Below are 12,602 nucleotides of genomic sequence, written 5' to 3' on the forward strand. Positions count from 1 at the left end.
GGAGTCTCCTTTTCTAAAATTCGTTGTAGATAAAGCCACCCTGACCTTGACCAAGGTAACTAAAGAAATAAAGTAGGGCTAGGAAAATGGCGAAATACAAGACCGTCTGCCCGATAAATTTATAAAGTGTTTTATGTTTCATAAGTTTCACTCTTCATTTTAATTGTTACTCACTATTTTACCATTTTTTATACCAAGTAAGCAATTTTAAACATAGTGAGAATGTCGTAGAAAACGTTATCATTTCAGACATTTATCCCTTCTAACCAAAGGATTTTTTTCTTTAATCAATTTTTCTGATTGAAATCCTGTTTTATTTAACATTCCCCTGACGAATCAACTCCAGACACTTGTCCAGATCCACATCTCTCTCGAAATGGCTAGGTGTCCAAGGAATCTCTATATCGGGTAGAACACCCTGATCCGTCATCCCTTTCCCTTTATCCACGCTTAAACAGCGAGAGGTGGGAAACATTAAACAAAAATTGCCATAATCAACCGTACAACAATTAGAGTAGTCTAGAATCCCGAGAGTTGGTCGACCCACCACCGTTACCTTCTTAAACTGTTTCATCATCTGAACAAAGTTATCCCCAGATGAAGCACAATAGATATCTGATAAGATAAAGATCTGTTCAGGATAGTGACTTCCTCTGACCTCTGGGAAAAATTCCTCGCTTTCTCCCTTATATGCTACATAACCTTTTCCCCGATGGCGAAGCAACTCCTCTTTCATATCTTCAAGCAGCTTGACTGTTTCAGGACTAATTTCTTCCTGTTGCATCCAGTCCTCAAAGTCTTTCAAGCGCAGATCAACATTACGCTCCGTGTAGAGAATTTCCATGCCATCATCATCCCAATCAATGCCTTCATAGCCCTGATCCTTCTCTAAACCTAGATGTAATAGAGGGAAATATAAAGAATCTGTCCCTCCACTGTTGCGTCGGACATCAATGATAAGAAACTTGACTTCCGTCATCATCGGTAAACACTCTTGGTATAAACGACCCAAAGATCCTTCATCCATAAAGTTATCCAGACGAAGATAAAGAATCTCATCGTCTAATCGTTTCCAAAAAATCTGATCCTGGATCGGTTCTCGACTGGGTACTACTTTAATGGTCTTTTCTATCCCTTCTCGAAGCAGGGTGACACTCGTTGACTGAGAGACCAAATCTGCCCATTCTCGGTAGTGTCTTTCAGGGGTCTTGCTGATAAAATAGTCTTTATGAAGAGAAGCTATCTGATCCAAGTCACTTCCATCCAGAGCTAGGATCTGATCTCCTACTTGAAGACCAGTCTCTTCATTAGCTTCCTCAACATACAATTTCTGTCCATTTATTCTCAAAAGAAACCCTTTTTGACTGGCCTTTTTATCTCGAAAGGAAATATGCCCGATCACCCCAAAACTAGCTAGGTAAGTCTTAACTTGATAGAGAAAGGCATCATCTGTCATATCATCTGTAATGTTTTCTCGAAAAGGCTCTGGATCGCATCCTTTTCGATCCTTGATGGTAGATGAATCATGGGTCATAATAGAGACTACATCTTCAAAAATAGCAGTCTTTTTCATAAGGGATTCCTTCAATTTTTTAGAAACAGTATACCACTTTTTCTTAAAAAGTTCTTAAAACCCTAAAAAACTATCCTAAAGTAGGATAGCAGTTATAAATTCTTTCTTTTCTTCGCTTTCTTTGTCAGAGCAACATCACAATTTTCAATCTTGCTAATCAATAGATTGGCAAGAGCAAAATCATCGATGTTCGATTTCATATTTACCTCGTAGTTCAAGGTCAGTTGTTCTCCAGCTTGGGCCGTTGTGACAGAAATAAAGTCAATCTCTGAACAACTTTGGTCCAACAACTGGCTGATTTGTTCTGCAACAGAATCTTGTTTTGAGACGGTAATGGTCAAATGACGGCGCCGTTGATGATCTGCCTTACTCTGTTTGTTCTCTAATACCAGCCACACTCCTAGTAAAGAAAGGGTTGATAAAATGGCCAATAAAAGATAGCCTGAACCCGCCGCTAGTCCTATAATCATAGCTAAGAAAATGGCAATCAACTCTCTAGAACCACTCGTAGCTGACCGGAAACGGATCAAACTAAAGGTCCCTGCCACTGCAATCGAGGTTTCCAAACTTCCATTGACCAAAAAGATCACTAAGGTCATCATACAAGGAAGCAAGGTCAAACTAATGACAAACTCTCGAGTGTAAAGTGTTCGGTATTTATAGGTCCAAGATAGGGCCAGCCCTAGAAAGAGGCTGACCAAAAGGGCCAGCAGTAAGCGCAAGGGATCCACCGTTGCTGTGGCATTATTAAAAATAGAATCAAATAGATTAGACATAGGCAGCACCTACCGTTTCTTGAACTGGTCTTGGGGCATAATCCAAGCCTTGTGATTTATGATAAGCACAGCTATATTTTGAAAATTTCTGTTTGACCAGTCCGTACTTCTCTAAAATATCCTTTAGCCATTTAGGTTCTTGCCCAGGAGCCTTAATTTCCATGATCACGAAGTCATCCTCTAGTAGAGGTTCTCCTTTCTTCCCATCAAAAAGGCTAACAGCCTGATCTCGAAAGACTAAGTTTTGATCGATTGTCACGCAAATCTTCTGATAAGGATAACCCTGAATGGATTTCTTTTCTTTGAGAGACAAGCGATCATAGTAAATGAACATCCGTGGTTCCAATCGATGACCATAACGTTTGCGCAATCTCTGAATCTCTTGCACTAAGTCTGGATCTTGTATCTGATGATCTACTTTCCCATCTGTCATCAAGTTGATAATGGCTTGTGAAGTGGCGACTAGACGGAATTTATGGCCAATTCCTTCTTCATCTTTTGACTTCACCTCTAGAAACACTGGACTGTCTGCTTGAGGTGTTTCTAAATAAGTCCGCATCCGAATTTTTTCACGGCGGTGTTGTTTGGCAAGAGCATCTTGAATGACATCAAAATTTTCCGTATCAAAATAAATATTTGAAATGGTTGAGGTTGGGTAATCATCTTCTACGACATATTCTTTTAAGTCTTTGATCAAGTCCTTCACGTCATCTTTTGCGACGATATATTTTGTTTCGATTCGTTTGGAACTTGTCTCAATTGTTTTTTTCATGTTTCTTCTCCTTTAAGGGGGGGGATCTATTATTTCTAACCTTCAGTCAGTATGAATACGACTTACGTGCTTTCTAGTTTAATGGGACTTTCTTAACTGGTCATTAAGCCAAACTTAAAGAAAACTAAAGTTAAGGTTCCTTTCAGAAAAACTTTAGGAAACTTTCAGCTAGCAACTTTAGACTAGGAGCATATCAATTGAACGAGAGGAAAAGCTCATGAAATCAAACAAATGGACATTTTTATTAACGGGGGCCGCAACCCTCACCTTACTGACAGCTTGCACCCAGGCGTCATCACAATCAGCTACAAAAAGCAATACTGCACAAACAACCGCTACTTCTACTTCAAAAAATAAAACAAACAATTCCAACTATTTTACAGATAAGGACAAGGACAGCTCTTATGATGAAAGCAAAGCCTCTACTGTAAAACTGTCTGGTTCGTCTGCAAGTGTATCAGGTGACGGCGTTACTGTATCTGGATCCACCGTGACCATCTCAAAGGCTGGAACCTATGTCATCTCTGGTGAATCCGATGGAGTTCAAATCAAGGTCGAAGCAGGTGACTCAGATGATGTTCACATCGTCTTGAAAGGCGTTACCATGACCAACACCAACGCGCCAATTTCTGCTACGAAAGCAGGTCATGTCTACCTCACTCTAGCAGACGGCACGACCAATACCTTGTCTGATTCAAGTTCAAACAATGATGAAGATGCCGATGCGGTCATCTTCTCTAAAGGCGACCTCACCATCAATGGTTCAGGTACACTCAACATTGACGCCAAGAAGAACAACGGTATCAAGGCCAATGACACTCTCCATATCACAGGTGGAACCTATAAGATCACGGCTGTAGGAGATGCCTTCAACGTCAATGACGAACTCAATATCACTGGTACGACCATGACCATCGATGCAGATGAAGATGCAGTCAAGGTGGATAATGATGAAGATACTTCGGTCGGAACCATGTATCTTTCAGATAACAAAATGACCATCACCGCAGGAGACGACGGAATCCATGCTTCTGGAGATCTGATCATCGATAGCGGAACCTATGAGGTAACAGAGTCTGTCGAAGGTCTCGAAGGAAAATCGATCACCATCAACGGTGGTGATATCACCATCTACGCAACTGATGATGGTGTCAATGCAGCCAATGCTAATGCTAACCAAGATGAAATTTTCTTCACCATGAATGGTGGAACCCTCAACGTTGAAGTTGGCCAAGGCGATACCGATCCAATTGATTCGAATGGAAATATCACTGTTACCGGAGGAACCATTAAATTAACGGGACAATCTGGATTCGACTTTGATGGTACTGCTACCTACACTGGCGGAGATATCTATATCAACGGTGAAAAACAAACGGAAATTGTCAACTCCATGCCTGGAGGCGGTGGGGCTCCAGGCGGTGGCGGACCTCAAGGCGGTGGACCTGGAGGCGGGCATCAATAATAACAAACAAAGGCAGGATTTCTTCCTGACCTTTTTTTGTTGCCTTTTTTATGATAGAATAGAAATTCAATCAGCTTATCGAAAGGAACATGATGAAAAAACAGACACTACCTCTTTTGTTCACACTCTTGCTGTCTCTTCTTTTTCTATCAGCCTGTGTGCCGGACCTTAAGATCAACTTTAAAAAAGTACCCACTGCTACCAGCTCAAAAAAGAAAACCTTTAAAAAAAGTAGCTCGAGTCGTTCTAGCCTCCCGAGTCGCTCAACCAGTTCAAATAGCTCAAGCAACTCCTCTAGCTCTCCCTCAACTACTACGGAAACCTCTTCTGACATCGTCACGACCGAAGGACTCCCTAAAAATGCTCAAGAAGCTCCAAAAGATAAGATTTATGCGACAGGGAACCTAAAAGTAGCCTACTCTAGAAATGACGATAAAATTTTTGCACAGACGCCGGATTATGAAGGATATACCACCGCTCTTGTCCAAACAATTCTTGGGAATCCAGAGAAACAAATAACAGACCCTGCTTATATTGCCGAATCTTTTGAAAATACCGAATTAGAAAATATTAAAGGGCTCTACCACGAGGGAAAAATCACAGGGGAACAAGCTCACGCCTTTTTGATGGGAGCTGTTGATCTCAAACAAGCTTCTAAATTCGGAGTAAACTACACCATTTACACCTATAAAAACAACACTATCCAACTGGTCTTTGAAAACGACCAACTTCTCTATATTACTCCAAATCCTGATATCGTCTTCTTTAAATAATTTACATTCTCGCTTAGACAAGCGAGAATTTTTGTTTCACATGAAACAAAAAACTCCCAACACATTCTGTTGGGAGTTCCCGAAGATTAGTCCTCTTCATATTGTTTTGGATTATAGAACCACATTCCTAGCCCTGCAAAAAGAGCAATAGTCATCAGAAGGAAGGCCACTTGATTTCCAATTTCTCCTGTCATCGAAATCGTTTGACGAAGACCAGAAACGGTATAACTCATTGGCAAGAATGGATGAATGGCTTGGAAAAAGCCATTTGTCAAAGCAAGAGGATAGGTTCCTGCACTAGAAGCCAATTGCAAGAGCAAGAGGATCAAGGAAAGGAAAGCACCGATCTTTCTTTGCCATGTTGTCAAAGCAGTCACGATAGACATGAAGGCCACACTACCAATCACACAAAGGAAGAGAGTAGCCATCTCATGATTAGCTGATAAACCAATCAAGTGAACGGCACCATAGACCAAGACTCCTGCAATCACCGCAATCGTTCCGTTGACCTCAAAGCGAGATTTAAACCATGCCCAGCGACTTTCAGGATGACGACCGGATGGCAATTTTGCAAAGATCATATTGGTTGACAAGGCACAAACAAAGAGTGCTACAGAGATCATATAAGGAGCCATTCCGACACCATTCACCGGGACATTGTCACGGTCTGTTTTAGACAAAGTGACAGGATCTGCTAAGGTTTTAGCGTTTTCTTTTTCAGTTGTAGCCACATTCAATTGTCCCTTAGCATCGTTTAATCCTTGACTCAAGGTTTGGCTTCCTGTTGCTAATTCACCTAAACCATTTGTCAATGTTTGGCCACCTGCTGCTAATTTGCTGGACCCATCTGAGATTTGATTTGCACCGTCGGCTAGTTTATCAGCTCCGGTAACTAGTTGACCTGATTTTTCTGTCAACTGATTGACACCAGTGACAAGTTTATTGACACCACCTGCCAACTCTGGAGTCTTGCTGTTCAATTGTCCTACACCGTCAGCTAATTTTCCAGCACCAGCAACCAATTCACCCGACTTACCTGTTAATTGGGTCGCTCCTGAAGCCAGTTGATTCATGCCTGATGTCAAGGCAGGCATCTTCCCATTTAACTCACCTAGACCAGAAGCCAATTGATTGCTTCCTGCAAGTAATTCTGATGATTTACTATCTAGTTGACCAACACCTGCTGCTAACTGACTAGCCCCATTTGTTAAAGTACTGCTATTCGTCTGAAGTTGGGTTGCTCCATTAGCGATTTTATCGACACCAGCTGTATAAGCGCTGATCCCTTGACTGATGGTTTGACTAGCTGGCAACAATTGTCCACTAACTGCGGATTGGATCTTAGACAAGCCACTTGACAAGTCTGTCAAGGTAGAAGAAGCTGTCGGTAAAACTTGATTGGCTGCCGTTTGCAGTTGTGTCAAGCTATTTCCTGTATTCAAACTACCTTGGATCGTTTGAATCGTTGTCAAGATCCCTTGAGCCGCCGTTTCACTCGAGCTTGGGCTCGATGAGATTGCCGCATTGATTTCCGCTTGTTGGTCAGCTGTCATTGCTTGATAGGCTGCTGTCCCTTGCACACTTGCAAGGGCATTTGCACGATCCGCTTGGGCTGAAGCAAGGATTGATTGAGCTGAATTCGCAATACTCGTCAATCCAGACGAAAGTTGACTGGTATCTACCGTAGCATTTTGAATCGCTGCATTTAATTGGTTTAAACCTGCTGCCAATTGATCAATCTGAGCGGATTGACTTGTAGAAGCTTGTAGCTGGCTTGATAATGTTTGAATACCTGATTCTAATTGTGAAACCCCATTTCGAAGGGTAGCAGATTGACTACTTAATTGACCCGCTCCCTCTGATAAAGTAGCGACTCCATTTGTATAGGTTGCTAAACCATTTGAAAAGTTAGATAGGCCTGAATTCAATTGACGCACGCCATTGGTATAATTCCCAAGACCATCATTGAGGGTCCCCATACCGCTGGTTAATTGACCAACTCCTGAAGCCAACTGAGGGGTTTGACTCGCCATTTGATTGAGACCATTTCCTAATCGATCCACTCCGGTAGCATAAGCCATCAAGCCTGTATTAAAAGTACCAAACCCATTATTTAATTGATTGACGCCAGATACCAAGTTTGGAAGTTGACCAGCCATTTGATTGAGACCATTTCCTAATTGACCAACACCATCTGTATAAGCCGCTAGACCTGTACGAAGAGTAGTTGCACCATCTGAAAATGCTAAGCTTGAACGAGCCAATGTATTCAAATTAGTAGATAGTGTTTGACCACCATCTTCCAATTTACTTGCACCATCTGCTAATTTAGCACTTCCATCTGCCGCTGTCCCCATACCAGTTTTAAGCGATCCCATTTTGGAAAATAAAGCTGTTGTATACGTATTGGTCACTTTTTCAGCCACTGACTGCTTCATTTTTGTCATCGCAGTGTCGCTCATTTTCCCTGCGATAAAACTATGACCACTGGACGTTTGGTAATCAATGGTCATCTGTTCCGGATGATTGGTTAAGATGGAGCTAGCTTTTTTTGAAAGATCCTCAGGCAGGGTTACAATCATATAATAATCGCCATTTTTGAGACCATCTTTCGCAGCTTTCTCATCTACAAAATGAAAATCAAGTGAGTCATTGTCCTTCAAATTGGACACCATGTCTTTTCCGATTTCCATTTTTTGTCCATTATATGTAGCAGATTGATCCTTATTGACAACCGCTACAGGAAGATCCGAAACTTGGCCATATGGATCCCACATGGAAGATAGAAAAATAATATTATAAAGAGCTGGAATCAAAGCAACTCCAATCATGACAATGATAAATGTTGGCTTTTTAAGAATAGCCTTCCATTCTTTCATCATATTTTTTGTCTCCTTTTTATACACATTGTCTAAATTTCTGATATAATAGATTATACAGTTTCTAGAAATTTTCACAAGTAGGAAATCTTTATTTTTAGACACTGTGTATAATTTTGTGCAAAAAGGATTAACAGATGACTGAGAGCAATAAACGATTAAAAACAAAACGAAATATCGAGGAGGCGATGGTTCGACTACTAGAAAAGGAATCATTCGACCAAATCACAACGGTTGAGTTAGCACAAGAATCCGGCATTAGTCGCTCTAGCTTTTATACCCACTATCGAGACAAGTATGATATGATCGAGCGCTACCAACAAGCACTCTTTCACAAGCTTGAATATATCTTTGATAAACACCAAGATGACAAGCGCCAAGCGATTACAGAAGTGTTCGAATTTCTAACCAAGGAGCCACTCTTTGCGGTTCTTCTGACAGAGAATGGAACCAAAGAGATCCAAACCTTCTTACGACATAAATTACAGATTCTTCTGGTTGATAGTTTGCAAGAGCGCTATAGTCATAAATCATTAACAGATATTGAAAGAGTCTACAGTTCTGTCTATCTGACCAATGCCTTCTTCGGAGTCTGTCAGATGTGGGTTTCGCGCGGAAAAAAAGAAAGCCCTCAACAAATGGCTGAATTTTTAATGAAAATGTTACGGTAACAGTCTCTCCTGATCGATCTAGATCAGGAGTTTTTTTATTATCAGGTTTAGGTTTTAAGAAAACAAAAAGGAGAGCAAACCCAGAAATCAACCCTTTAAGACAAAACAAAAAGCCCACTGTAGTAGGCTTTCTGCAAAGTATATCTTAAAATTAAAGCATTTTGTTGTAGAATTCAACGACAAGTGCTTCGTTGATTTCTGGGTTGATTTCATCGCGTTCTGGAAGGCGAGTCAATGAACCTTCAAGTTTGTCAGCATCGAATGATACGAATGCTGGACGTCCAACTGTAGCTTCAACAGCTTCAAGGATAGCTGGAACTTTAGCTGATTTTTCGCGAACTGAGATCACTTGACCTGGAGTTACGCGGTATGAAGGGATATCAACGCGTTTTCCGTCAACAAGGATGTGACCGTGGTTAACGAATTGACGAGCTTGACGACGAGTAGTCGCAAGTCCAAGACGGTAAACAACGTTATCCAAACGACGTTCCAAAAGAAGCATGAAGTTGAAACCGACAGTTCCTTCTTTAACTTTAGTAGCTTGTACGAACAAGTTACGGAATTGTTTTTCACCAAGTCCGTAAGAGAAACGAAGTTTTTGTTTTTCAGCTAACTGCAAACCGTATTCTGACAATTTTGAACGGTTGTTTGGTCCGTGTTGACCTGGTACGTAGTTACGACGTGCCAATTCTTTACCTGTACCTGTAAGTGACAAGCCAAGACGGCGAGATTGTTTCCAAGATGGTCCTGTATAACGTGACATTTGAAATGTCCTCCTATAAAAATAATTTTTGTAGGAAATAACGTTTTAGACAAACCTGATTCGTTCAGAAAGCCTTCGCCCAAACAGCAAAGGTTACTTTTCTAGCTGACTTCCTGTTGACGAGCTTCATTTTGTCCTGCTGTCATTTCGCACAAATTCTATTCTATCACGGAATAGAAACTTTGTAAAGTCCTTCAAAACAATTTCAATGAAATTCAGACAATAATTCTATGATTCGTTTTTTATATTGCAATTGTTGCCAGTCTCTATCCGTTGCTGGATCCCATTTTAAAGGAAGATCTGCAATAATTTCACCGGGATTATGATTTAAGATATAGATCCGGTCACTCAATGTCAAAGCTTCTTCGATACTATGAGTGATCACTAGAGTGGTGAGACCAAGACGTTCCTTACTGTCTAGATACCAGTGATAAAGATCCTGCCTTGTCAATTCATCTAAGGCACTAAAAGCTTCATCTAATAGGAAGACAGAATGACCCAGAAGATAGGTTCTCAATAGCGCCACCCGTTGCCGCATCCCCCCACTCAGGGCATTGGGATAAAGGTTGGCAATACTTCCCAATTTAAATTCATCTAACAATTTTAGAGCTGTAGATGCCGCCTCTTCCTTAGGAATCTTTTTTAATTGAAGGGGAAGAATAATATTTCCCAATACTGTCTTATGTTCCAACAAAAGATCCTTTTGTAGCATATAGCTGACTTTCCCAAAGGAGATCGGAGCATTATCTACTTCTATGGTACCCTTTTGTAAGGGAAGGATCCCAGCAATTAAATTAAACAAGGTTGATTTCCCTACCCCACTCGGACCTAGAATAGAGACGATCTCTCCTTTTTGCACTTCTAGTGATACATTGTTTAAAACTGCTTTATCTCCAAAAGAGAAACTTACATCTTTTACGGTTAAAATATCAGTCACCTACCAATTCGTTTGTGAAACCTTTGTCTTCTAAGTCATTTGAAACCAATCCTTGCTCTTTTGCCCAAGCATAAAAAGCATTCCAACGCTTGGAGTCAAACTGCCCCCATTTATCCTTGTCTGAAGCATATTGACTGGAAAGATATTTTTGGGAAGCAAGTACAAAATCACGCTGGTTAGCTAAGGCAGGGGCCTGTTTGATCAAGATATCCGCAGCTTCTTCTGGATGCTCTATAGCATATTGGTAGCCTTTTTTCACCGCCTGAATGAATTTTTTTGCTTCCTCTTTATGAGACTTTAAATAGTCATTGTTAACAATAATAACAGGCGAATAGTAGTCAAATGCAGGAACAAAATCTTTCATATAGAAGAAATTTGTCTTCATTCCCTTTTGCTCAGCCAAAATTCCATCCCAACCATGATAAATCCAAGCAGCATCAAAGACCTTATTTTCAATCGGAGTAATAGAATTTGAATCACTATTTGGAACCAATTTTACTTGATTAAAATCAGCCCCCTCTTTTTTCATCATCGATTTGATCATTTCCAACTCAATTGGATCATTCCAGGTACCATACTTCTTACCAACCAAATCTTTTGGACTTGTGATCGCTGCATCTTTTCTTGAAATAATTCCTGACGTATTGTGTTCGACGATAGCTGCAACAGCGGTAATACCCGCACCTTTATCCAATTTCTTGGCCATAGAATCTTGGAAATAAATACCAAATGGAGCTTTCCCATTGATAATCAAATCAGAACTACTGTCTTCCGGAGGAAGTTTTATATCTACATCCAGTCCTGCTTCTTTAAAGTACCCTTTTTCCTTTGCTACATAGAGACCCGTATGATTGGTATTCGGGGTCCAATCTAGAATAAAATCAATCTTTTTCAAACCACTTGACGATTGCTTGACAGAATTTTGACAAGCACTCAAGAAAACAAATCCCAATATTATTGAGAAAAATAAACCTATTGACTTTTTCATTAGCTATACCTCTTTTACATTTTTGTCAATTTAATTTTTACACCATTTACAAGTTTGTCAATCCTTTTTCCATTTTAGAATGTTTTTTTCTAATTGGTCAACGAGAAACATACCGAGTAAACTAATAGCAGAAATCAATACAATGATCGCAAACATCGTATCATACTGAAATAACTTCTTCGATTGGATCATATAGACCCCCAATCCATCAAAACCTCCTAACCATTCTGAAACTACCGTACTGATAAAAGCATAGGAAACGCTCACACGTAAGCCTGCAAAAAAATAAGGAAGCGCTGCAGGAATTTTATAATGAACTAAGGTCTGAAAGCGATTGGCTTGCATAATCTGAAACAATCTCAGAATGTCTTGATCGCAATGCCGAAAACCATCTAAGAAACTAACTACGATGGGAAATACCACCGTAATAATGATCAAAACCAGTTTTGGAAGCATACCATAACCAAACCAAAGAACCAGGATAGGGGCCAAGGCAATCGTCGGAATGGTTTGAATAACAACCATAAAAGGATAGACCAGATCATTCACCCATTGAAAACTATCCATGAGAATCGCAAAGCCAGCAGCAAGAAGAACCCCTATAACAAGTCCGATCAAGGCCACTTGAAGGGTAGACAAACTGTGATGAATCAGGAGAGCTCGATCTCGTACAAAGGCATTCCCAATTTCAAGTGGCGTTGGTAATACAAATTTTGGGAGGACATTTAAAAATCCTGCTAACTGCCATAAGATAAGAAGGCTGCTAAAACCTGCAAATCCTATCAACTGTTTTGAATATCTTTTTACAAGAGACATCGTAACCTCCTTTCTCACAAATAAAAAACGCCTCCAAAATAGGAGACGTATTGCACAAGGTCACTCATAACGAAAAATACATTTCATTTGTTTCCTACGCTGGCATTACCCAGATCAGGTGCGGTCGAAGCTTACACTTCCTCTCAGACTGTACACAGACTCCCATATGTATTTATTATAATAACTGAT

12 protein-coding genes are annotated in these 12,602 nt (G+C 40.4%); 3 read left to right on the top strand and 9 right to left on the bottom strand.

Annotation, left to right across the window (positions count from 1 at the left end):
- Window positions 1-13: 13 nt before the first annotated feature.
- The 4 genes from ACESR9_RS04805 to ACESR9_RS04820 all read right to left on the bottom strand — a co-directional run bounded on the left by ACESR9_RS04805 (window position 14) and on the right by ACESR9_RS04820 (window position 3,121).
- A complete protein-coding gene (locus tag ACESR9_RS04805; protein WP_003002102.1) occupies window positions 14-142 on the bottom strand; it encodes a teichoic acid D-Ala incorporation-associated protein DltX in 129 nt (42 codons plus the stop codon).
- Between the two features lie 171 nt (window positions 143-313).
- Window positions 314-1,573 carry a S41 family peptidase gene (locus ACESR9_RS04810; RefSeq protein ID WP_373105828.1) on the bottom strand — a complete coding sequence of 420 codons (1,260 nt, stop codon included), beginning with the start codon at window positions 1,571-1,573 and terminating at the stop codon, window positions 314-316.
- Between the two features lie 92 nt (window positions 1,574-1,665).
- Complete coding sequence (locus ACESR9_RS04815; RefSeq protein WP_373105830.1) at window positions 1,666-2,349, bottom strand: DUF4956 domain-containing protein; 684 nt, start codon at window positions 2,347-2,349, stop codon at window positions 1,666-1,668.
- Entirely contained in the window at window positions 2,342-3,121 is a 780-nt protein-coding gene (locus ACESR9_RS04820; protein ID WP_373105832.1) for a polyphosphate polymerase domain-containing protein, read from the bottom strand. The genes ACESR9_RS04815 and ACESR9_RS04820 overlap by 8 nt, the downstream gene beginning before the upstream one ends.
- 217 nt (window positions 3,122-3,338) lie before the next feature.
- On the opposite strand from ACESR9_RS04820, the gene ACESR9_RS04825 reads away from it, so the two are divergent.
- Together ACESR9_RS04825 and ACESR9_RS04830 are read left to right on the top strand one after the other, a co-directional pair.
- A complete protein-coding gene (locus tag ACESR9_RS04825) occupies window positions 3,339-4,586 on the top strand; it encodes a carbohydrate-binding domain-containing protein (RefSeq protein WP_373105834.1) in 1,248 nt (415 codons plus the stop codon).
- 89 nt (window positions 4,587-4,675) lie between these two features.
- Window positions 4,676-5,359: a DUF4947 domain-containing protein gene (locus ACESR9_RS04830; RefSeq protein ID WP_049471783.1), complete on the top strand. Its 684-nt coding sequence runs from the start codon at window positions 4,676-4,678 to the stop codon at window positions 5,357-5,359.
- A gap of 86 nt (window positions 5,360-5,445) precedes the next feature.
- Here the strand turns inward: ACESR9_RS04830 and ACESR9_RS04835 are convergent, their stop codons facing one another.
- The gene (locus ACESR9_RS04835) at window positions 5,446-8,241 is read right to left on the bottom strand and encodes a YhgE/Pip domain-containing protein (protein ID WP_049471782.1); all 2,796 of its coding nucleotides are present in this window, start codon (window positions 8,239-8,241) and stop codon (window positions 5,446-5,448) included.
- Between the two features lie 134 nt (window positions 8,242-8,375).
- Here ACESR9_RS04835 and ACESR9_RS04840 point away from each other — a divergent pair, with 134 nt between their 5' ends.
- On the top strand, window positions 8,376-8,909 hold the full coding sequence (locus ACESR9_RS04840) for a TetR/AcrR family transcriptional regulator (protein ID WP_003001962.1): 534 nt from the start codon (window positions 8,376-8,378) through the stop codon (window positions 8,907-8,909).
- Window positions 8,910-9,060: 151 nt separating this feature from the next.
- Here the strand turns inward: ACESR9_RS04840 and rpsD are convergent, their stop codons facing one another.
- From rpsD to ACESR9_RS04860, 4 genes are all read right to left on the bottom strand, one after another.
- Window positions 9,061-9,672, bottom strand: coding sequence for a 30S ribosomal protein S4 (gene rpsD / locus ACESR9_RS04845; protein WP_003002210.1), 612 nt, complete (start codon window positions 9,670-9,672; stop codon window positions 9,061-9,063).
- A 205-nt stretch (window positions 9,673-9,877) separates the two neighbouring features.
- On the bottom strand, window positions 9,878-10,609 hold the full coding sequence (locus tag ACESR9_RS04850; protein ID WP_003002172.1) for an ABC transporter ATP-binding protein: 732 nt from the start codon (window positions 10,607-10,609) through the stop codon (window positions 9,878-9,880).
- Window positions 10,602-11,597 (bottom strand): ABC transporter substrate-binding protein, encoded by a 996-nt coding sequence (locus tag ACESR9_RS04855; RefSeq protein WP_023919971.1) that lies wholly within the window; start codon window positions 11,595-11,597, stop codon window positions 10,602-10,604. Before ACESR9_RS04855 ends, ACESR9_RS04850 begins: the two co-directional genes overlap by 8 nt.
- 57 nt (window positions 11,598-11,654) lie before the next feature.
- Window positions 11,655-12,413 carry an ABC transporter permease gene (locus ACESR9_RS04860; protein ID WP_155200082.1) on the bottom strand — a complete coding sequence of 253 codons (759 nt, stop codon included), beginning with the start codon at window positions 12,411-12,413 and terminating at the stop codon, window positions 11,655-11,657.
- Window positions 12,414-12,602: the final 189 nt, after the last annotated feature.

Source organism: Streptococcus parasanguinis, from assembly GCF_964238605.1.
Taxonomy (GTDB): domain Bacteria; phylum Bacillota; class Bacilli; order Lactobacillales; family Streptococcaceae; genus Streptococcus; species Streptococcus parasanguinis_AJ.

What these genes read in the sequence shown, in the direction of transcription:
- ACESR9_RS04805 (WP_003002102.1), bottom strand. Translation starts at nt 142, where the DNA reads ATGAAACATAAAACACTTTATAAATTTATCGGGCAGACGGTCTTGTAT.
- ACESR9_RS04810 (WP_373105828.1), bottom strand. Translation starts at nt 1,573, where the DNA reads ATGAAAAAGACTGCTATTTTTGAAGATGTAGTCTCTATTATGACCCAT.
- ACESR9_RS04815 (WP_373105830.1), bottom strand. Translation starts at nt 2,349, where the DNA reads ATGTCTAATCTATTTGATTCTATTTTTAATAATGCCACAGCAACGGTG.
- ACESR9_RS04820 (WP_373105832.1), bottom strand. Translation starts at nt 3,121, where the DNA reads ATGAAAAAAACAATTGAGACAAGTTCCAAACGAATCGAAACAAAATAT.
- ACESR9_RS04825 (WP_373105834.1), top strand. Translation starts at nt 3,339, where the DNA reads ATGAAATCAAACAAATGGACATTTTTATTAACGGGGGCCGCAACCCTC.
- ACESR9_RS04830 (WP_049471783.1), top strand. Translation starts at nt 4,676, where the DNA reads ATGATGAAAAAACAGACACTACCTCTTTTGTTCACACTCTTGCTGTCT.
- ACESR9_RS04835 (WP_049471782.1), bottom strand. Translation starts at nt 8,241, where the DNA reads ATGATGAAAGAATGGAAGGCTATTCTTAAAAAGCCAACATTTATCATT.
- ACESR9_RS04840 (WP_003001962.1), top strand. Translation starts at nt 8,376, where the DNA reads ATGACTGAGAGCAATAAACGATTAAAAACAAAACGAAATATCGAGGAG.
- rpsD (WP_003002210.1), bottom strand. Translation starts at nt 9,672, where the DNA reads ATGTCACGTTATACAGGACCATCTTGGAAACAATCTCGCCGTCTTGGC.
- ACESR9_RS04855 (WP_023919971.1), bottom strand. Translation starts at nt 11,597, where the DNA reads ATGAAAAAGTCAATAGGTTTATTTTTCTCAATAATATTGGGATTTGTT.
- ACESR9_RS04860 (WP_155200082.1), bottom strand. Translation starts at nt 12,413, where the DNA reads ATGTCTCTTGTAAAAAGATATTCAAAACAGTTGATAGGATTTGCAGGT.